17 protein-coding genes are annotated in these 20,239 nt (G+C 72.4%); 6 read left to right on the forward strand and 11 right to left on the reverse strand.

Annotated elements, in window-relative coordinates; translation table 11 throughout:
* Nucleotides 1–3 precede the first annotated feature (3 nt).
* Nucleotides 4–441, forward strand: coding sequence for a bleomycin resistance protein (locus STVA_RS00230; protein WP_123690095.1), 438 nt, complete (start codon nucleotides 4–6; stop codon nucleotides 439–441).
* Here STVA_RS00230 and STVA_RS00235 read toward each other — a convergent pair whose 3' ends face one another.
* From STVA_RS00235 to STVA_RS00255, 5 genes are all read right to left on the reverse strand, one after another.
* Nucleotides 442–1,176 carry a DUF1223 domain-containing protein gene (locus STVA_RS00235; RefSeq protein ID WP_123690094.1) on the reverse strand — a complete coding sequence of 245 codons (735 nt, stop codon included), beginning with the start codon at nucleotides 1,174–1,176 and terminating at the stop codon, nucleotides 442–444. It lies immediately after the preceding gene.
* Between the two features lie 131 nt (nucleotides 1,177–1,307).
* A complete protein-coding gene (gene acnA, locus STVA_RS00240) occupies nucleotides 1,308–4,007 on the reverse strand; it encodes an aconitate hydratase AcnA (RefSeq protein ID WP_123690093.1) in 2,700 nt (899 codons plus the stop codon).
* Between the two features lie 154 nt (nucleotides 4,008–4,161).
* Complete coding sequence (locus tag STVA_RS00245) at nucleotides 4,162–4,473, reverse strand: hypothetical protein (RefSeq protein WP_123690092.1); 312 nt, start codon at nucleotides 4,471–4,473, stop codon at nucleotides 4,162–4,164.
* Between the two features lie 84 nt (nucleotides 4,474–4,557).
* Entirely contained in the window at nucleotides 4,558–5,598 is a 1,041-nt protein-coding gene (locus STVA_RS00250) for an MBL fold metallo-hydrolase (protein WP_123690091.1), read from the reverse strand.
* A gap of 4 nt (nucleotides 5,599–5,602) precedes the next feature.
* On the reverse strand, nucleotides 5,603–6,418 hold the full coding sequence (locus STVA_RS00255) for an alpha/beta fold hydrolase (protein ID WP_123690090.1): 816 nt from the start codon (nucleotides 6,416–6,418) through the stop codon (nucleotides 5,603–5,605).
* Nucleotides 6,419–6,584: 166 nt separating this feature from the next.
* On the opposite strand from STVA_RS00255, the gene trpB reads away from it, so the two are divergent.
* The 4 genes from trpB to STVA_RS00275 are packed head-to-tail and all read left to right on the forward strand — an operon-like array spanning nucleotide 6,585 to nucleotide 11,018.
* Nucleotides 6,585–7,796: a tryptophan synthase subunit beta gene (gene trpB, locus STVA_RS00260; protein ID WP_123690089.1), complete on the forward strand. Its 1,212-nt coding sequence runs from the start codon at nucleotides 6,585–6,587 to the stop codon at nucleotides 7,794–7,796.
* A 15-nt stretch (nucleotides 7,797–7,811) separates the two neighbouring features.
* Nucleotides 7,812–8,651: a tryptophan synthase subunit alpha gene (gene trpA / locus STVA_RS00265; protein WP_123690088.1), complete on the forward strand. Its 840-nt coding sequence runs from the start codon at nucleotides 7,812–7,814 to the stop codon at nucleotides 8,649–8,651.
* A 13-nt stretch (nucleotides 8,652–8,664) separates the two neighbouring features.
* Nucleotides 8,665–9,663 (forward strand): acetyl-CoA carboxylase, carboxyltransferase subunit beta, encoded by a 999-nt coding sequence (accD, locus tag STVA_RS00270; protein ID WP_123690087.1) that lies wholly within the window; start codon nucleotides 8,665–8,667, stop codon nucleotides 9,661–9,663.
* Between the two features lie 44 nt (nucleotides 9,664–9,707).
* Nucleotides 9,708–11,018, forward strand: coding sequence for a bifunctional folylpolyglutamate synthase/dihydrofolate synthase (locus STVA_RS00275; RefSeq protein ID WP_123690086.1), 1,311 nt, complete (start codon nucleotides 9,708–9,710; stop codon nucleotides 11,016–11,018).
* A gap of 22 nt (nucleotides 11,019–11,040) precedes the next feature.
* Here the strand turns inward: STVA_RS00275 and trxA are convergent, their stop codons facing one another.
* The 3 genes from trxA to addB all read right to left on the reverse strand — a co-directional run bounded on the left by trxA (nucleotide 11,041) and on the right by addB (nucleotide 17,058).
* The gene (gene trxA / locus STVA_RS00280; RefSeq protein WP_123690085.1) at nucleotides 11,041–11,361 is read right to left on the reverse strand and encodes a thioredoxin TrxA; all 321 of its coding nucleotides are present in this window, start codon (nucleotides 11,359–11,361) and stop codon (nucleotides 11,041–11,043) included.
* Nucleotides 11,362–11,443: 82 nt separating this feature from the next.
* A complete protein-coding gene (gene addA / locus STVA_RS00285) occupies nucleotides 11,444–14,932 on the reverse strand; it encodes a double-strand break repair helicase AddA (protein ID WP_142235601.1) in 3,489 nt (1,162 codons plus the stop codon).
* Nucleotides 14,929–17,058 carry a double-strand break repair protein AddB gene (addB, locus tag STVA_RS00290; RefSeq protein WP_338092746.1) on the reverse strand — a complete coding sequence of 710 codons (2,130 nt, stop codon included), beginning with the start codon at nucleotides 17,056–17,058 and terminating at the stop codon, nucleotides 14,929–14,931. The genes addA and addB overlap by 4 nt, the downstream gene beginning before the upstream one ends.
* Here addB and STVA_RS28020 point away from each other — a divergent pair.
* A complete protein-coding gene (locus STVA_RS28020; RefSeq protein ID WP_246782848.1) occupies nucleotides 16,967–17,992 on the forward strand; it encodes a hypothetical protein in 1,026 nt (341 codons plus the stop codon). The genes addB and STVA_RS28020 overlap by 92 nt on opposite strands.
* Here the strand turns inward: STVA_RS28020 and STVA_RS00295 are convergent.
* From STVA_RS00295 to tsaE, 3 genes are read right to left on the reverse strand one after another with little or no spacing between them, the layout of a single operon-like run.
* On the reverse strand, nucleotides 17,989–18,711 hold the full coding sequence (locus tag STVA_RS00295; RefSeq protein WP_123691267.1) for a nucleotidyltransferase family protein: 723 nt from the start codon (nucleotides 18,709–18,711) through the stop codon (nucleotides 17,989–17,991). The genes STVA_RS28020 and STVA_RS00295 overlap by 4 nt on opposite strands.
* The gene (locus STVA_RS00300; protein ID WP_123690082.1) at nucleotides 18,708–19,727 is read right to left on the reverse strand and encodes an aminoglycoside phosphotransferase family protein; all 1,020 of its coding nucleotides are present in this window, start codon (nucleotides 19,725–19,727) and stop codon (nucleotides 18,708–18,710) included. Before STVA_RS00300 ends, STVA_RS00295 begins: the two co-directional genes overlap by 4 nt.
* Complete coding sequence (gene tsaE, locus STVA_RS00305) at nucleotides 19,724–20,161, reverse strand: tRNA (adenosine(37)-N6)-threonylcarbamoyltransferase complex ATPase subunit type 1 TsaE (protein WP_142235602.1); 438 nt, start codon at nucleotides 20,159–20,161, stop codon at nucleotides 19,724–19,726. Before tsaE ends, STVA_RS00300 begins: the two co-directional genes overlap by 4 nt.
* Between the last annotated feature and the right edge of the window lie 78 nt (nucleotides 20,162–20,239).

A 20,239-nucleotide genomic window follows, 5' to 3' on the forward strand; every position in this document is an offset into this window, starting at 1 on the left:
CCGATGGGCAACGCGCTGGTGCCGGAACTCTATTGCACCGACATCGACCGCAGCCTGGCCTTCTATACGGGCGTGCTGGGCTTCCACGTCCGCTACGCCCGGCCCGAGGAGGGCTTTGCCTATCTCGAGCGCGAGGGGGCCGAACTGATGCTCGACCGGCTGGCCTCGGGGCCGGCGGTCGCGGGCAGCCGGACGTGGCTGGCGGGGCCGATCGCCCACCCGTTCGGCCGCGGCATCAACCTGCAGATCCGGGTGGCCGACGTCGACGGGCTGCACCGGGCCGCCCGCGCCGCCGGGACCACGATCTTCCTGGAGATGGAGGAGAAGTGGTATCGCGCGGGGACGCACGAGGTCGGCAACCGGCAGTTCATCCTGCTCGACCCGGACGGCTACCTGCTGCGCTTCTACCAGGACCTGGGGCGGCGGCCCCTGGTCGCCTAGCTAGCTCGTCGGCGGGCGGATCATCGCCGCACCCAGGATCGGGCCATGCTCCTTGGCCTGGACGATGATGACAGCACCCCGGCCGGCCGTCAGCGCGTCGGAGGTATAGGCCAGCCGCTGCGCGGCACCCGACCACTCGCCGATCGGCACCATCGAATGCACGACATGGGCGTTCACCATCGCGCGCCCGCTGTTCTCGCCGCGCTCGACGACGGTCTTGTGGGTGCGGGCGAAGACCGCCAGCCACACCGTCGCCGGGCCGGCGCCGGCCCGCTCCGGCAGCACGGCCGTCACGGTGCTGCCGTCCTGCAACAGCTCGACCGGCAGGTGCGGCTTGGTCGCCGCCTCGCGGATCATCCGCTCGACCGTCTCGCGCTCGGTGCCGACCGCCTGGGCCCGGCCGTCGATCACCATCTGCGGGGTATAGACGTAGCGCAGGCCCATGGCGGCCTTGTAGCCGCGCTGGCGGGCCGAGCTCTCGACCCGGCTGAACGGGTCGGTCCAGCCCATGTAGTTCCAGTAGTCGACATGGAAGGAGAGGGCGATCACGTCGCCGCGGCCGGCCAGTTCGGCCAGGAACTTGTCCGCCGCCGGGCAAGACGAGCAGCCCTGCGAGGTGAACAGCTCGACGACGACGGGGCCACGCTCGCCGGCCTGGCCGGCAAGCGGCACACCACCGACGGCGACGGCGGCAGTGGCGGCGATCGAACGGAGGAAGTGGCGGCGGGTGACCATGGAAGGCACCTTACGCCGGTCTGGCCCGGCTAGGAATTCAACCCGCCATCACGTCCGCGTGACGGTTTCGTGCGCGGGTTGTGGTCGACGGCCAGCCCCCGGACCGGACGATCCGGGGGCTGGCCGAACGATCAGGCGGCGTCCTTCAGCATGCCGCGCAGCACGTACTGCAGGATGCCGCCATGGCGGTAGTATTCCAGCTCGTCCAGCGTATCGATGCGGCAGAGCAGCTCGACGTTCTCGGTCCGGCCATCGGCGCGGTGGATGCGGCAGGTGATGTCCATGCGCGGCCGCACGCCCTCGGCGATGCCCAGGATGTCGAACGTCTCGGTGCCGTCCAGCCCCAGCGTCTTGCGCGTCTGGCCGTCCTTGAACTGCAGCGGCAGGACGCCCATCCCGACCAGGTTCGAGCGATGGATGCGCTCGAAGCTCTCGACGATGACCGCGCGCACGCCCAGCAGGCGCGTGCCCTTGGCCGCCCAGTCGCGCGACGAGCCGGTGCCGTATTCCTTGCCGGCGACGATGACCAGCGGCACGCCCTCGGCCTGGTACAGCATGGCCGCGTCATAGATCGGCATGACGTCGCCGGAGGGCAGGTGGCGGGTCACGCCGCCCTCGGTGCCCGGTGCCATCTCGTTGCGGATGCGGATGTTGGCGAAGGTGCCGCGCATCATGATCTCATGGTTCCCGCGGCGCGCGCCGTAGGAGTTGAAATCGTTCGGCCGCACCTGGTAGCCCAGCAGGTATTCCCCGGCCGGGCCGGCCTTGCGGATGTTGCCGGCGGGCGAGATGTGGTCGGTGGTGATGCTGTCGGCCAGGACGGCCAGCGGCCGGGCGCCGACGATGTCCATGATCGGCGCCGGGACCTTCGGCATATCCTCGAAATAGGGCGGCGACTTGACGTAGGTCGAGCCCGAATCCCAGCGATAGGTCTGCCCCTCGGCCGTGGCGATCGTCCGCCACTCGGGCGGGCCCTCGAAGACGTTGCCGTAGCGGGTGGTGAACATCTTGGGCGTCAGCGCCTTTTCCATCGTGCTGGCGACGTCGGCCGAGGACGGCCAGATGTCGCGCAGGTAGACGGGGTTGCCGTCGCTGCCGGTGCCCAGCGGCTCCGTCGTCAGGTCGATCTTCATGGAGCCGGCCAGCGCGTAGGCGACCACCAGCGGCGGCGAGGCCAGGTAGTTGGCCTTCACCTGCGGGTGGACGCGGCCCTCGAAGTTGCGGTTGCCGGACAGCACGGCCGCCACCGTCAGGTCGCCCTCGTCGATGGCGTTGGCGACCGGCTCCGGCAGCGGGCCGGAATTGCCGATGCAGGTGGTGCAGCCGTAGCCGACGAGCTGGAAGCCCATGGCGTCGAGGTCGTCCTGCAGGCCGGCGGCCACCAGATAGTCGGTCACCACCTGGCTGCCGGGGGCGAGCGAGGTCTTCACCCACGGCTTGCTCTTCAGGCCGCGGGCCCGCGCGTTGCGGGCCACCAGGCCGGCGGCGACCAGCACCGACGGGTTGGAGGTGTTGGTGCAGCTCGTGATCGCGGCGATCACCACGTCACCCTGCTTCACGGCATAGTTCTGGCCGGCGACGGCCACTTCCTTGGCCAGGACGGCGGCATCCTCGCTGCCGACGAACTTCGGCAGCTCGCCCGCGAAGGCGGTCGCGGCCTGGGACAGCGGCACCCGGTCCTGCGGCCGGCGCGGGCCGGCCAGCGAGGGCTCGACGGTGCCGAGGTCGAGTTCGAGCGAGCTGGTGAACTCCGGATCGGGCGAGCCGGCGTCGCGCCACATGCCCTGCGCCTTGGCATAGGCCTCGACCAGCGCCACGCGCTGCGGGTCGCGGCCGGTGAAGGCCAGGTAGCGCAGCGTCTCGCGGTCGATCGGGAAGAAGCCGCAGGTGGCGCCATATTCCGGCGCCATGTTGGCGATGGTGGCGCGGTCGGCCAGCGGCATGTTGTCCAGGCCCGGGCCGTAGAATTCGACGAACTTGTTCACCACGCCGTGCTTGCGCAGCATCTGGGTGACGGTCAGCACCAGGTCGGTGGCCGTCATGCCCTCCTTCAGGCGGCCGGTCACCTTGAAGCCCACCACCTCGGGGATCAGCATCGACACGGGCTGGCCCAGCATGGCGGCCTCGGCCTCGATGCCGCCGACGCCCCAGCCCAGCACGGCCAAGCCGTTCACCATGGTGGTGTGGCTGTCGGTGCCGACCAGCGTATCGGGATAGGCCACGGTGCGGCCGGTGTCGTCGTTCGTCCAGACGGTCTGCGACAGGTATTCCAGGTTCACCTGGTGGCAGATGCCGGTGCCGGGCGGCACGACGCGGAAGTTGCGGAAGGCGGTCTGGCCCCAGCGCAGAAACTCGTAGCGCTCGCGGTTGCGCTCGAACTCCAGGTCGACGTTCTCGCCGAATGCCTTCTGGCTGCCGAAGGCGTCGACCATCACCGAATGGTCGATGACCAGGTCGACGGGCGACAGCGGGTTGATCTTCTGCGGGTCACCGCCCAGCTTCTCCATCGCTTCGCGCATGGCGGCCAGGTCGACGACGGCGGGCACGCCGGTGAAGTCCTGCATCAGCACGCGGGCCGGGCGATAGGCGATCTCGCGATCGGAGCGGCGATCCTTCAGCCAGGCACCCATCGCCTTCACGTCGTCGACGGTGACCGTGCGGCCGTCCTCGTAGCGCAGCAGGTTCTCAAGCAGGACCTTCAGCGAATAGGGCAGGCGCGTCAGGTCGCCGATCGTCTCGGCCGCAGCCGGCAGGCTGAAGTAGTCATAGCTCTTGCCCTGGACTTCCAGGGTCCGGCGTGTCTTCAGGCTGTCGGTACCGGGCACGGGTATTCTCCTCGCGGAACGGATGGCAGGGGCGGCCGCGTGAGGGGGAGGGCGCGGCGGCGCCTATAGATATCCATCCGATGCGGGAAGTCCAGTGCGGGACGTCCGGCTGGACGGGCGCAGACCGGCCATGCATGCCGGCCTGCGCCCGGAACCGGGGCTAGTAGCCGTTCCAGTCACGCTTTTCGCGATTGATCCGCTGGCCCTGGCGGTTCTGCATGTCGCGGATGCGCTGGCGCTCACCCCGGCTGACATAGCCATCGGCCTTGGCCCGGCGCTCCACGCGGTTCACCCGGCGCTGGCCCTGGTCAAGCTTCCAGGCTTCCTGGGCCGACAGCGTGCCCGAGCGATAGCCTTGCTCGATTCGCTGGCTCTGGATCGCCTGACGGCGGTCGATGCCGGGGGTGCCGGACTGGGCGAAAGCCGGCAGGGCGACGGCCGAAAGCAGGATGGCTGCAAAGACGGAACGCATGTGCGGGTCCTTTCGGGAAATGGGTGGGCCTTGCGGCCTCAGCCATTGAAACCGTCCAGCCCGCCGATCCGTTCCCGGCTCTGGCTATCCCGCGGAATAGACGAGTACCCCGTCCTCGCGCCGGTCGCGCCGGATGCGGCCGCGCTGGTGCAGGTAGGCCAGGTGGGCGATGGCCTCGCCGATGGCAAAGCCCAGTTGGTGCAGGTCGAGCTTGCGGCGGAACAGCACCGGCAGGATGTCGGCCGCCGTGCGCGGCTGGTCGAGCGCGCCCAGCACGTCGGCCAAGCGGTCGTCATGGTGGTCCTTCAGCGCCTGGACCCGCGAATGCAGCCCGTGGAAGGGCAGGCGGTGGGACGGCAGCACCAGCGTGTCGGCCGGCAGGTCGAAGAACTGTTCCAGGCAGTCCAGATACTCGCCCAGCGGGTCGGCCTCGGGCTGGGACGGCCAGACGCTGACGTTGGGGGTGATCTTGGGCAGTACGATGTCGCCCGAGATCAGCACGCCGGCGCTGGGGGAATGCAGGCAGGCATGCTCGGGCGCGTGCCCGCGGCCGATCAGCACGTCCCAGTCATGGGCGCCGATGCGGATGCGCTCGCCCGCCTGGATGCGGCGGAAGACCGACGGCACCGGCGCCACCCGGTTGCGATAGGGCTCGCCGCGGTCGGCGAACTGCTCCAGCCAGTCCTGCCCCAGCCCGTGCATGCGATAGAATTCGACCCGGCTGCCGTGGACATGGTTGCGCTCGTCGATCGACAGCGCCTGGGCCATCAGCCATTCGGTCTGGCTCATCCACAGTTCGGCGCCCAGCTCCTCGCACAGCCAGCCCGCCAGCCCGACATGGTCGGGGTGGAAATGGGTGACGATGACGCGTTTCACCCCGCGCGGCCCCTTCAGAGCCTTGGCGTCGAAATGCCGGCCCCAAAGCTCCTTGGTCTCGTCGCGAGCGATGCCGCAATCGACGATGGTCCAGCCGTCGCCATCCTCCAGCAGCCACAGGTTGATGTGGTCGAGCGCGAACGGCAGCGGCATGCGCAGCCAGTGGATGCCGGGGGCGACCTCGATCGTGGTGCCCCCCGCCGGTGCTTCGTCATGCGGGAAGATCAGGGGGGCGGAGTCGGGCGCCATCGGGTCAGCCTCGGATCGAATTGCGGATGAATCGGGTCATGGCGGCCAGCACCTGTTGGCGCTGGTCGCGGTGCGGGCTGTGGCCGCAGCCGGGCAGCATCATGGTCTCGACCGGACCGGCGGCGCGGTCGGCGATCGCGTCGAGCTGCGCCTGCGTGCCGTACTGGTCGCCCTCGCCCTGGATCACCAGGGTGGGGCAGGCGATGGCACCCAGACGGTCGAGGCAGTTCCAGCCGCGGAAGGCGGCCGTCTGCCAAGTGTCGTGCCAGCCATGGAAGACGGCGTCGGTCTGCTGCCCGTGGTGGCGCATCAGCTTCTCGCGCAGCCCGCCCCGATAGATCGGCAGGGCCTCGCGGATGCCGGCCAGTGTCTCTTCCTCGACGAAGACGTGGGGGGCCTCGGCGATGACGCCCTCGACATTCCGCCCGGCGACGCTGCCGGCATGCATCAGCGCGATGGTGGCGCCGTCGCTGTGGCCGACCAGGATCGGCCGGCCGATGCCGAGTGCCGCCAGGATGCCGGGCAGGGCGCGGTCGGCCTCGATGTCGAGATAGTCGGTCGGCAGCGGCAGGTGGCGCGGGTCGGACCCGCCGAAGCCCCGCCGGCTGTAGGCCATGGCCGGCAGCCCGGTCGCGGCCGCCAGGGCACCCGGAAAGTCGCGCCACAGGCCGGCCGATCCCAAGGCCTCGTGCAGGAACACGAGGACCGGTCCTTCCACGGGCCGGGCCAGGGTCCGGGCGCCGAACCAGCGATATTCGAGGCGATGATCTTCGACCCGCACCGCCTCGGTCGGCGGGTCGATCAGGGTGGCGGTCGCCATGGGATCGGGGCCAGACTACCCGGAAGGTGGGGGCGGGTCCACCCGGCGCGGGCGTCTCTAGACGGAGCGCTTGCGACGGCGGGGTTGCGAGCCTTGCCGATGTTCCGGTATTGCGTGCCCAGCCCCGGGCAAGCATGATCCGCGGCCTTTCCGGACAGGCACCAGGATGAGCAACGTCAATACCTATCGGGCCGGGCCCGACGAGCGCGGGCATTTCGGTCCCTATGGCGGCCGCTATGTGGCCGAGACGCTGATGCCGCTCATCCTCGAGGTCGAGGCGGCGTACAAGGCGGCCAAGGCCGATCCGGCCTTCCAGGCGGAGATGGACTACTACCTGGCCCACTATGTCGGCCGGCCGAGCCCGCTCTATTACGCCCAGCGCCTGACCGAGCATCTCGGCGGGGCCAAGGTCTACTTCAAGCGCGACGAGCTGAACCACACCGGCGCGCACAAGATCAACAACTGCCTGGGCCAGGTCATGCTGGCCCGCCGCATGGGCAAGAAGCGCATCATCGCCGAGACCGGGGCGGGACAGCACGGCGTCGCCACGGCGACCGTGGCGGCCCTCTTCGGCATGAAGTGCCAAGTCTACATGGGCGCCACCGACATCGAGCGCCAGAAGCCCAACGTCTTCCGCATGCGCCTGCTGGGTGCCGAGGTGATCCCGGTCACTTCGGGTGCCGGCACGCTGAAAGACTCGATGAACGACGCCCTGCGGGCCTGGGTGGCGCAGGTCGAGGACACCTTCTACTGCATCGGCACGGTGGCTGGCCCGCACCCCTATCCCGCCATGGTCCGCGACTTCCAGTCGGTCATCGGCGAGGAGGTGCGCGAGCAGATGATGGCGGCCGAAGGGCGCCTGCCCGACACGCTGGTCGCCTGCATCGGCGGCGGCTCCAACGCCATGGGTCTCTTCTATCCCTTCCTCGACGATGCCTCGGTGGCGATGACGGCGGTAGAGGCGGCCGGCCACGGCATCGAGTCCGGGCAGCATGCGGCCTCGCTGGCGGGTGGGCGCCTGGGCGTGCTGCATGGCAACGCCACCTACCTGCTGCAGGATGCCGACGGGCAGATCCAGGAGGCGCACTCGATCTCGGCCGGGCTCGACTATCCCGGCATCGGGCCGGAGCATTCCTGGCTGCACGACATGAAGCGGGTGACCTACGTCTCGGCCACCGACGACGAGGCGCTGGAGGCCTTCAAGCTCTGCGCCCGGCTGGAGGGCATCCTGCCGGCACTGGAGCCCTCGCACGCCCTGGCTCAGGTGACGCGCATGGCGCCCGGCCTGCCGAAGGATCATCTGCTGGTCATGAACATGTGCGGGCGCGGCGACAAGGACGTGTTCACCGTCGCCGCCGCGCTCGGCATGGACATCTGACGGGAGGGCGGAAAGTTGAGCCAAGGTCGCATCGCCCGCCGCTTCGCCGCACTGGCCCGGGAAGGCCGCGCCGGCCTCGTCACCTTCGTCACCGCCGGTGACCCGGACGCGGCCACGGCCGCCGCCATCCTGGACCGCCTGCCGGCGGCCGGCGCCGACGTCATCGAACTGGGCATGCCTTTCTCCGACCCGATGGCCGATGGCCCGGCGGTACAGGCGGCGGGCCTGCGCGCGCTGAAGGCGGGCCAGACCATGATCCGCACGCTGGATCTCGTGCGCGGTTTCCGCGTCCGCGAGCAGGAGACCCCGATCGTGCTGATGGGGTACTTCAACCCCATCCTGCAATACGGCGTCGACCGCTTCTGCGTGGACGCGTCGGCGGCCGGCGTCGACGGCCTCATCATCGTCGACCTGCCGCCCGAGGAGGCCGAGCCGCTGGCCGTGCCGGCGGCGGCCAATGGGATCGACCTGATCCGCCTGGTGGCGCCGACCACGCCCGAGGCGCGGATGCCCAAGGTGATGGCCGGCGCCAGCGGCTTCATCTACGCGGTCGCGATCACCGGCGTCACCGGCACGGCTTCGGCCGCCCAGGGTGCGGTCGCCGAACTGGTGGCACGCGTCCGCCGCCACACCGACCTGCCGGTCGTCGTCGGCTTCGGCATCAACACCCCGGCCCAGGCGGCCGCCACCGCGGCCGTCGCCGATGGCATCGCCGTCGGCTCGGCCATCGTCCGGCAGGTGGAAATGGCGATCGACAGCAAGGGCCATGTCTCGCCCGATGTCGGCGACCGGCTGATCGGCTTCGTCGGCCAGCTCGCGGCGGGCGTGCGCTCGGCTGCCCGCGTCGTGGCGTAGCGAAGGACCGGCCGTGAACTGGCTTACCAACTTCGTCCGGCCGAAGATCCGAGCGCTCGTCCGCAAGGCGGACGTGCCCGACAACCTGTGGCACAAGTGCCCGGCCTGCGGGCAGATGATCTTCCACCGCGAGCTGGAGGCCAACCTCCACGTCTGCCACCATTGCGGCCATCACCTGCGCATCGGCGCCCGCCGCCGCTTCGGCATGGTGTTCGACGAAGGCATCTTCCACGAGATCGAGCTGCCCAAGACCCCGGTCGACCCGCTGAAGTTTCGCGACGTGAAGCGCTATTCCGATCGCCTGCGCGAGGCCCAGGGCCGCCATCAGGCCGATGACGCCATCAAGGTGGCGCACGGGCGCATGGGCGGGTCCAACGTCGTCTTCGCCTGCTTCGAGTTCGACTTCATGGGCGGCTCCATGGGCGTGGCGGTGGGCGAGGGGCTGGTGGCCGCCGCCCGCTTGGCCGTCCTGCAGCAGGCGCCGCTGGTCGTCGTCCCGGCCTCGGGCGGGGCGCGCATGCAGGAGGGCATCCTGTCCCTGATGCAGATGGCGCGCACCACCATCGCCATCGAGGAAGTGAAGGCAGCCGGCCTGCCCTACATCGTCGTGCTGGCCGACCCGACGACGGGCGGCGTGACGGCCTCTTTCGCCATGCTGGGCGACATCACCGTGGCCGAGCCGGGCGCGGTGATCGGCTTCGCCGGCGCCCGCGTGATCGAGGAGACGATCCGCGAGAAGCTGCCTGAGGGCTTCCAGCGCGCCGAATACCTGCTGGAACATGGCATGGTCGACATGGTCGTGCCGCGCCGCGACCTGCGCCAGACGCTGATCCGCGTGCTCGACCTGCTGCATCGCCGCCAGCCGCCGGCCGAGGTGCTGCCGCCGCAGCCCGTCCTGGTCAGCCAGCAGGCGGCCAACCAGATCGGGCCCGGCCCCATGGGGGGCAGCGGTTCGATGGGCGGGGGACCATCGGCAATCGGCCATGGGCCGGCCGCCACCGAGGACCGCTAGCCCGCAGCGCTTCGCCTCTTGCCGGCCCGGGGGGCCTGCCCGCGATGAACCTTCCTGCTTCCTCCGCCGATGCCGCGCGCGTGGATGCGCTGCTGGCGCGCCTGCTGGTGCTGCATCCGCGGGTCATCGACCTGTCGCTCGGCCGCATCCGCCGCCTGCTGGACCAGCTGGGCCGGCCGCACGAGCGGCTGCCGCCCGTCTTCCACGTCACCGGCACCAACGGCAAGGGCTCCACCTGCGCCTATCTGCGCGCGATGCTGGAAGCCGCCGGCCGGCGGGTGCACGTCTTCACCTCGCCCCACCTCGTGCGCTTCAACGAGCGCATCCGGCTGGCGGGCGAACTCATCTCCGACGGCGACCTGGCCGCCCTGCTGGAGGAGGTGGAGGCGGTGAACGCGGGCGAGCCGATCACCTTCTTCGAGATCATCGGTGCCGCCGCCTTCCTCGCCTTCGCCCGCGTGCCGGCGGACGCCCTGGTGCTGGAAGTCGGCATGGGTGGCCGGCTCGACGCCACCAACGTCATAGCCCGGCCGGCGGCCAGCATCATCACGCCGGTGTCGCTCGACCACATGTCCTACCTGGGCGACACGGTGGCCGCCATCGCACGCGAGAAGGCGGGTATCCTGAAGCCCGGCGCCTTCGGCATCATCGGCCCGCAGACGGCCGATGCCGCTGCCGTCATCGAGAAGCATGCGGCTTCGGTGGCCGCACCCCTGCGCCGCTTCGGGCGGGAATGGACCGTCATGCCGACCGCGGCCGGCCTGCGCTACGAGGGGCCGGAATGGCGCCTCGACCTGCCGGCGCCGGGCCTGCTCGGCCGCCACCAGTACGACAATGCCGGCGGCGCCCTGGCCGCGCTGGAGGCGTTCGATCCGACCCTGCCGGCGGCCGCCCTGGCGGCCGGCATCGCCGGCGTGCAGTGGCCGGCGCGGTTGCAGCGGCTGACGCAGGGGCCACTGGCCCGGACCCTGCCGGCCGGGTCCGAGCTGTGGCTCGATGGCGGCCACAACGTCGCCTGCGCCGAGGCGGTCGCGGCCGAACTGGCGCGCTGGCCGGCGATGCCGATGCACCTCGTCTTCGCGATGCTGGACAATCGCGACCCGGCGGCCTTCCTGCGGGTGCTGGCGCCCCTGTCGGCCGGCCTGGAGGCGGTGGCCATTCCGGGCGAGCACAAGAGCTGGAGTGCGGAGGCGGCGGCCGAGGCGGCCTGCTCGGCGGGTATCCCGGCGGCCCCGGCTGCCGATCTCGGGGCGGCAATGGCGGCGATCACTACCCGGTCCGGGGGAAGCCCGGTCCGGGTGCTGATCTGCGGCTCGCTCTACCTGGCGGGCGTCGTGCTGGCGGAGAATTCCTGACCGCCAGCCCCACCCATGCCGCTCAGATGACGGATTCGACCCACTCGTAGAGCTTCTGCTTCGGCAGGGCGCCGATCTTCTGGGCCGCGACCTGGCCGTCCTTGAACACGATCAGCGTCGGGATGCCGCGGACGCCATATTTGCGCGGGGTGGCCGGGTTCTCGTCGATGTTGATCTTGGCCACGGTCACGCGGCCCTTCATCTCGGTCGACAGGTCTTCCAGGAACGGCCCGATCGCCTTGCAGGGGCCGCACCATTCGGCCCAGAAATCGACCAGCACGGGGCCGGTCGCCTTCAGCACACTGGCCTCGAACGTGTCGTCGCTTACGCTGGTGCTCGGCATTCTCGGATACTCCCGGCGACAAGGCGCCGTTCGAGGGGTTGGGTCTGCTACCCGAGAAATTAGGGGACGGCAGCGAAGGGGGTCAAGGAGGCCCGGCCACCGTGATGGCGCCGTCGAGCGCGGCCTCGGACAGCCACATCAGGTTCGGCCCGTCCGTCCACAGGATGGCGCAGCGGATGGGCCGGTCGGGATAGATCGCGGCCACCGCTGTGCGATAGGCCGCCATCTGCCGCAGGTAGAGCGGCGGGGTGTCGGCTTCGACCGCGGGCGGCGGCCGGTTGGTCTTGTAGTCGAGGATGACGACGGCCTCGTCCGTCACCACCAGGCGGTCGATCGTGCCGGAAATGGCAGCCGCCCCCACCCGGCCGACGATCGGCACCTCGGCCTGCCCCGGCGCATCGAAGAGCGCGGCCGCCGCCGGATCGTCCAGCACTGCCAGCACCTCGCGCGTCCAGGCGGCGCGCGTCGCGGGGTCGAGCCGGTGCGACGGCTGGGCCAGGAAGCGCTCGCTGGCGGCCGCCCGCTCGCCCGCCGGCAGGTCGGGCAGGGACTGCAGCAGGCGGTGCAGCAGCAGGCCGCGGCGAAAGCGCTGGCCGTCGTCGTTGCCGACCGGCGACCGGGGGGCGGGCTCCTCCTCGGTCGGGCGCGAGGGCGCCAGCGGCCGGCTCGGGCTCGGCTCGGGCGGCGGCGGGTGGAAGAGCCAGGGCGGGTCGGCGGCCGCGGCCGACGGGGCGCGATGGCTGGCCCCGGCCCGCACCTGGTCGCCCTCCACCTCGAACCGCCAGATGGTCGCATCCTGGTCGTCCGGGTCGGTCGATGTCGGGTCCGGCAATTCCTCACCCAGCGCGCCCGCCCGCATCGCCTGGTCGACCAGCGCGTGCCAGTTGCCGGCCGGCGGCTCGCGCGTGCCACGCCAGCCGCAGACATAGAGACGGTCCTCCGCCCGCGTCATCGCGACATAGAGCAGCCGGCGATACTCCTGCATGCCGCGCCGCTGGGCCGCCTCGCGCAGGCCCCGGCACAGGCTCTCCTCGTTGTCGCGGCGGACGGGCCACAGCACCAGCTCGCTGCCCGATCCGGCGTCGCCCGGCCCCTCGCCCCACAGCAGCGGCGACGTGTCGCGCGGCACCTGGGCGGTGTCGGGCAGGAAGACGATCGGCGCCTCCAGCCCCTTGGCGCCATGCACCGTCATCACCCGCACGGCATCGGTCCCGGCCTCGACCTCGCGGCGGACCTCGGTTGCCTGGATGTCGAGCCAGTGCAGGAAGCCTTGCAGGCTGGGCGCGTGCGAGCGCTCATAGACCAGGGTCTGCGACAGGAACTCGTCGATCGGGTCGGCCGCGTCCGGCCCCAGCCGGTCGAGCAGGCGGGTGCGCCCGCCACCCGGGCCCAGCGTCTCGGCGAAGAAGGCGAAGGGGGTGACGAAGTCGGCCCGGCGCAGCCGGTCGGCCAGGAAGGCGTGGGCGGCGGCAAAGCGCGGCTCGCCGCGCCGCCGGGCCAGGGCCGACCACAAAGGCTGCGTCACCCGCCCGGTGGCCAGTTGGAACAGGTCGTCCTCGTCCAGGCCGACCAGCGGGCTCTTCAGCAGGGTCGCCAGGTTCAGGTCGTCCTCGGGCAGCAGGACGAAGCGGCCCAGCGCGGCCAGGTCCATCACCGCCATCTGCTGCGGCAGGACCATGCGGTCGATGCCCGCCACCGGCACGCCCGCATCCTTGAAGGCGCGCACCATCTGGGCGGCAAAGGCGGTGCGCCGGCGCAGCAGCACCAGCACGTCGCCCGGGCGGATCGGCCGCCCGGCCGATTCCAGGATGGTCCCCTCGTCGAGCCAGCGGCGGACCATGCGGGCGATGCGCCGGGCGAGCCGCGCGATCGGCGACACGGCGAAGCGCTGGTCGACCGGCGGGCTCCAGGGGGCCTCCTCCTCGGCCGCGGCCGGCGCCAGCAGCGGCCAGACCTCGACCCGCCCGGTCTGCCCCAGGCGCGACACCAGATGCTCGATCACGGCGGGGTCGCCGCGGCCGGTATCGGCTAGTCCGTCCTTGGCCTCCACACCGGCGAAGACGGTATCGACCGCCGTCAGGATCGCCTCGGTCGAGCGGAACGAGACCATCAGCTCGACCGGGCGCCAGACCGCGTCGACGGCCTCCGCGCGGGCCTGGAAATGGGCCCGCATGCGCCGGAAGGCGTCGGGGTCCGCACCCTGGAAGCTGTAGATCGACTGCTTCACGTCGCCGACCGCGAAGAGCGTGCGGTCGGTCTCGCGCGCGCTGCGGCCGGCGAAGAACTCCTCGGCCAGGGCGGCCACCACCGCCCACTGGTCGGGGCTGGTGTCCTGGGCCTCGTCGACCAGCACATGGTCGATGCCGCCATCCAGCTTGTAGAGCACCCAGGGGGCGATCCCGGGCAGGTCGAACAGCGCCCGGGTGCGCAGGATCAGGTCCTCGTAGTCGAGCAGCGCGCGGGCCGCCTTGGCTTGCTCGTAGCGCACCAGGATCGCCTGGCCCAGGCGCAGCAGGGCGGCGGTGGCCGCGCGCACGGCGGCCGCGCGGGCCTGTTCCTGCAAGGCCAGCAAGCGATGGGCCTCGTCGCGCAGCGTGGTCTCCGCGGCCGGGTAGGCCGCGGCCGTGCCCTTGTTGACCAGGCGGGCCAGCACCGTGCCTTCCTTGGTCAGGAAGGCCCGGCGATAGGCGGCCATGGCCTCGACGCGCGCCGCCGGCCGGTCGAGCCATTCCAGGATGATGCCGGCGCGCTCGGCCTCTTTCTCGGTCCCGGCGGCCAGCCCGCGGGCGGCCATGCGCAGGCTGGCCTCGTCGCAACTGCCGGGGCCGCAGCCCGATGCCAGGACCGACGCCTCGGTCGCCTCGGGATCGACGCCGAGTGCCGCCGCGATGCGGTTCAGCAGCGGCTCCAGCCCGCCCGCCTGGTCGCGCATCCGCGCCAGGCGCCCGCGCCGGCCCAGCAACTGGCGCAGCAGGTCGAGGAAGGCATCCTCGCGGACATGGCGGGCGACCTCGGCCACGGCCGCCCCCAGCGCCTGGTCAGCGGCCGCCGCCGCCAGTGTCGCGTTCAGGGCAGCCTGCAACAGCTCGGCCGCGGTGTTGTCGTCGGCGATGTCGAAATGCGGCGGCACCCCGGCCTCAATGGGGAAGCGCGACAGCAGCGACTGGCAGAAGGAATGGATGGTCTGGATCCGCATGCCGCCCGGCGTGTCCAGCACGCGGGCGAACAGGCGGCGGGCGGCATCGCGGCGCTTCTCGTCGGCGACCTGCCCTTCGAGCCGATGAAGCTCCTCGCCCAGCGCGGCCTCGTCGGTCGTGGCCCAGCGCCCCAGCACCCGGTGCAGGCGAATCGCCATCACCGCGGCGGCCGCCTTGGTGAAGGTGAGGCACAAGAGCCGCTCGGGTGCTGCACCCGCCAGCAGCAGGCGCAGGATGCGGTTGGTCAGCACGGTGGTCTTGCCGGTGCCGGCCGATGCGCCGACCCAGGCCGATACCGCGGGGTCGGCCGCCGCGCGCTGGGCGGCCGCGGCCGCCGCGCGGTTCAATGCATCCTGGCTTGGGACCGCCGTCATTCGCCGTCCTCGCCCGCGCCCTCGGCCCATTCGCCGACCCGGGCCAGGTGGGTGTAGTCGCTGAAGCGCGGCGCCCAGTCGGGCCGCGGCCGGGCGAGGTACGGCGTGGCGGGGTCGTCAAAGCGGGCGATCAGCTCCACCAGCCCGTCATGGGCGTCGGCCACCAACGCCTCCACCTGGTCGCGCGTGCGGGCGATCTCGGTCACCTCGCCGGCGGGGGCGGCCCCCGACAGGCGCCAGTAGGCCAGGGCGGCCACCGGCCCCTGCGCCACCAGGGGGAAGGCGCCGGCCGCGACCATCGCCGCCTCCAGCGGTAGCTGCGGCGCCCGGCCGCTGGTCACCGCGCGGCCGTTCGGCACGCCGCCCGTCTTGTAGTCGATGATCGTGGCCTCGCCGCTCGCCAGCCGGTCGATGCGGTCGGCCCGCCCCGACAGGCGGAACGGCCCCGCCGGCCCGGCCAGCATCCAGGTGCCATTGCACTCGGTCCAGGAGCCGACGATGCCGCCGCGCCGGCCGGCCTCCTCGGCCAGGAACCATTCGGCGATCCGCTCGAAGCGCGGCCACCAGAAGGCGCGCACGATCGGCCGTTGCAGCAGGTCGGCCAGGGCTCGCTCGCCATGATGCAGCAGCCGCGCGAGCGCGTCCGCCGGCAGGGCGCCCGGCGGCGGAAACTCCCTGATGAACTCGTCCAGCGCCTTGTGGATCATCGTCCCGCGCTCGGCCGCACCGGGGTCCATGTCGAGCGGGTCCAACGCCCGCAGCCGCAGCAGGTGGCGGGCATAGATGGCGTAGGGGTCGGCCAGCCAGGTCTCGATCTCGGTCACGCGCAGGCTGCGCGGGCGGAGCGCCACCGGCGGCGCCGGCCGGGGCGGGGCGATCGGTCGGGCCGGGCGCGCCACCGGCACCCCGTCCTGGCCGGCCGCGCGGTCGTCCAGCCGCTGCTGCCAGACGCCGGCATGGCCGGCCGTCGGCACGCGGCGGCCCAGCGCCTCCAGCATGGTGTCGAGCCGCAGCAGCCAGCGGCTGGCGACGGTGGGCGTCCCCTCCATCTTGACCGCCCGGGTCAGGAACACCTCGCCGGCGGATGCCGCCTGCACGAAGTCGTGGCCGGCCAGCCCGATCCGCCGCTCCGGCGGGGGCAGGCCCAGCGCCGTGCGCATCGGCCGGCTGAGCCACGGGTCGCTGCGGGCGACGCCGGGCCAGGTGCCTTCGTTGAGGCCGCCCAGGACCAGCCGGTCGGCCTGTTGCAGGCGGGCCTCCAGCGGCCCCCAGATATGCAGGCGCGGGTGGCTGCCATAGGCCGGGCGGACGGCGACCGCACCCGCCAGGGCCGCGAACAGACCGGGATAGGCCGCCCCGGCGATGGGCGGGAAATCCTCGGCCGCGGCCAGCAGCTCGGCGATGAAGCGCGCGGCGGCCTCGCCGGCCTCGCCGCGCCACAGCCGGCCGGCGCCGGGCTCGCGGTCGCTGGCAGCCAGCGCCTCGGCCACGCCGGCGTGGGCCGACACCAGGTCCTTCAGGGTGATCGACGGGGCAGAGACGGCCTGGGCGAAATCCCGCGTGGACCGGTCCAGCGCGCCGGCAAACCGTCGCAGCCCCGACCGCTTGGCCGGCAGGGCGGCCAGGATGCCGGCGATGCCGGGTGCCGGCCGCGCGCCGCGCAGGACCGCCTGCTCCAGCCGGCGCACGCGGCCGCGGAAACGGGCCGGGGCGATGCCGCCGGCCGCCAGCGGGTGCTTCAGCACGGCCAGCAGGGGCACGGGTGCCGCCTCGGCCGCGAAGGCATCGGCCAGCAGGCGCAGGAAGGTGCCGGGCGGCGTCGTGTCCAGGGGCGTGCCGGCCGAATCGTCGACCGCGATGCCCCAGCGCGCCAACTCGGCCGCGACGCGGCGGGCGAGGTTGCGGTCGGGCGTGACCAGGGCCGCCGTCCGACCCGGGGCCTCCAGCGTCTCGCGCAGCAGCAGGGCGATGGCGCCCGCTTCCTCGTGCGCGCCGGCGCAGTCGATGCGGGCGATCCCGGCCATGGCGGCATACATGGCAGCGGGCTCGAGCCGGGCTGCCTGGCGCCAGTCGTCGCGGGTCCAGACCTCGGTGGCGGCTGCCGGCCGCAGCGCCTCGGCCAGCAGGCGCGCGCGGGCTGGTGCGGGCGCCGGCCGGCCAAGGCCAGTCCGGCACGGTGTGGGGGGCGACGTCCATGCCGTCCAGCAGCAGCGCCATGCCGTGCTGCGGGTGGGTGGGGTCGGCCGCGATCGCGGGCCACAGCAGCGGGTCGCCGCCGGTATCGAGGCCGGGCAGCACGACCGCCCCGTTGGGCAGGCGGGCGACGACGGCCAGCAGCTCGGCGGTGGCGGGGATCGAGCCGGTGGAGCCTGCCGCGATGACCGGGTCGGCCGGCGGCGCCCGGCGCCAGCGCTCCGCCTGGAGGCGCAGCAGCCGGTCGCGCCGGGCGGCCGGGTCGGCCACCGCGCGCTCGGCCAGGACTGCCGGCCAGGCCTCGGTCAGGATGCCGAGGAAGGAGAGGGTGCGTTCCCAGTGGCGGGCGAAGTCGCCGCCCAGGCCGGTCAGTCGGGCGGGGTCGACGCCCTCGGTCTGCAACTGGTCGAGCAGCCGGCCCAGTTCGCCCGCCAGGGCTGCCGCCTGGCCGGGCGAGGGCGCGCCCGCGGGCCCAAGCTCGCTGTCGGGCTGGGCGGCACCCCAGGCGAGGACCAGGCGCGCCAGCAGCATCTGCCGGCTGAGGCCGGTCAGCGCCTGCGGGCTTTCCAGCCCGCCGTCCGGCCCGGTCTCGTCGATCGGCGCCAGCAGCAGTTCGTCGGCGTCGACGTCGCCCAGCGGCGTCATGCGCGGCAGCAGCAGGGGCCGGCCGTCGCCCAGGCGCAGGAAGGCTTCGCGCAACGCCCGCCCGGCACGACGGGTCGGCAACAGCACCGTCATCCGCGCCAGGCGCAGCGGGTCGCCCCCGGCCTGGGCCAGCAGCCCTTCGGCCAGGGCATCGACGAACGGAATGCCGGCCGGGATCGAATGGATGTTCGGCCGGTCGGGCATGGCGGGCAGCCGGCCTAGAGCCAGATGCGCTGGGTGGCCAGCGCCTCCTCGGCGTCGGCCAGGGCCTGGGGCGTGCCGACGTGGTACCACTCACCGTCATGCACCAGCCCGCCCAGGCGGCCGGCCTCGGCGGCCCGGTCATACAGGCGGTTCAGCGAGAAGGGGCCGTCGGGCGCCTCGGCGAACAGGCGCGGGTGCAGGACCTGGATGCCGGCGAACAGGTAGGGCGGGATCTCGCCCGGCTTGGGCCGGCGGATGCTGCCGTCCTGGCTCAGCATGAAGTCGCCGCGCCCGTCGTAGCCGACCGCCGACACCGTCCGTTGCAGCAGCAGCAGCGCGTCCATGCGGCCCTCGTCCCAGGCGCCGGCCAGGCGATCGAGCGCCGAGCGCTTGCCGTTGCGCCACAGGATGTCGCCATTGACGACGAAAAAGGGGTCCGGCCCCAGCAGCGCCAGGGCATGCCGCACGCCGCCGCCCGTCTCCAGCAGCGTCTCCTCGCGCGATTCGACGATGCGCGGCCGGTCGCGCCGGGCAAGGTGGCCGGAAAGCTGGTCGGCCTTGTGGTGCAGGTTCACGACCGTCTCCTCGACCCCGGCCTCGGCCATGCGGTCGAGGATGCGGTCGATCAGCGTCTCGCCCGCGACGGCGACCAGCGGCTTGGGCAGGCTGTCTGTCAGGGGCCGCATGCGGGTGCCCAGCCCCGCCGCCAGCACCATCCCCCGGCGGATCGCGGTCATGCCGCACCCCGCGCGGGCGGGGCGGTGCGCCATTCCGCCGGCACGTGCCGGTCGAGCCATTCGGCGATCGGCGCCAGTGCGGGGTGCCGCAGGTCGCGCGCGACCAGGCCCCAGACGCGGTCCATGAAGGGCAGGTAGTGCGGCTTGCCGTCACGCCGGTCGAGCCGGGTGAAGACACCGATGATGCGCAGGTTGCGCTGTGCGCCCAGCACGGCATAGGCGTGGGCGAACCCGTCCGGGTCGGCAACCCCGGCGCGATCGAGATAGCGTTGGTACATCATGGCTCCGAGATCGGCCGGGACGTCGCGGCGGGCGTCCTCCAGCAGCGAGACGAGATCGTAGGCGGCGGGACCGCTGACCGCATCCTGGAAGTCGAGCAGCCCGCAGCGCGCGATGCCCGCGCGTTCCGGCAGCCACATCAGGTTGCCGACGTGATAATCGCGCAGCACCAGGGTGGGCGGCCCCAGGGGGGCAGCCGCCAGCACCGCCGTCCAGCGGTCGAGATAGTCGGCACGGACCCCCGCCTCGGTCTTCCGGCCCGTCCAGGCGGGCAGGAACCAGTCCGGCACCAGGGTCGATTCCTGCAGGATACGGCCGGTATCGTAGGCCGGCAGCCGCGCCATGTCGGCGGCCGTGACGCGCGCCTGGACGGCGACGAGCAGGTCGATGGCCGCGCCATAGAGCAGTACCGGGTCAGTGCCGGCTTCCAGCAGGCTGGCATAGGTGCCGTCGCCCAGGTCCTCCTCGAGCACCAGCCCCTGGCCGGTGTCGTGGGCCAGGATGGCGGGCACGCTGAATCCCAGCCGCCCCAGCAGGCCCGCCACGTTGAGGAACGGCCGCACGTCTTCCATCGGCGGCGGCGCATCCATCAGGACGGCCGTGCCGCCCGTACGCGCCAGGCGCAGATAGCGGCGGAACGACGCATCGCCCGCCAGCGGCCGGGCCACGGCATCGGCCCAGCCGGCGCGTTCCAGGAAGGCGGCGATCGCCGCGGGGCGGCCTGCGGTCGCGGTCATCGGGTGCTCAACAGGGGCATGCGGTCGATCCAGCTGGCGTATGGGGTAAGCGTGGCCTGGCGCACCTGGCCGGCGTCGAAGCCGATGGCGACTTCGAGGCGGTCGCGCGGCAGCAGGCCGGCGATGCGGTCCGGCCATTCGATGAGGACGATGGCGTGGCCGAAGGCATCTTCCAGCCCCAGCTCGATCGCCTCGTCGGGCCGTGCAAGGCGATAGAGGTCGGCATGCCAGATCTCGTCCTCGACCTCGCCATAGGTCTGCACCAGGGTGAAGGTCGGGCTCGGCACCTCCTCGTCCGGGCGCCCCAGGCGCTGGCGGATGAAGGCGCGGGCCAGCGCCGTCTTGCCGGCGCCGAGATCGCCCGACAGCGCGATGGTGTCGCCGCTTCGTGACAGCCGTGCCAGTGCCGCCGCCAGTCGCTCTGTCGCGGCCATGTCCGGCAAGGGGATGAGGAGCGGGTGGGGCGGTTTTCATGGCCGGAAGAAGGGGCGGCGGGAGGGGTGGCGGCAAGG

The sequence above is a fragment of the Stella humosa genome (genome assembly GCF_006738645.1).
In the GTDB taxonomy this organism is placed as follows: domain Bacteria; phylum Pseudomonadota; class Alphaproteobacteria; order ATCC43930; family Allostellaceae; genus Allostella; species Allostella humosa.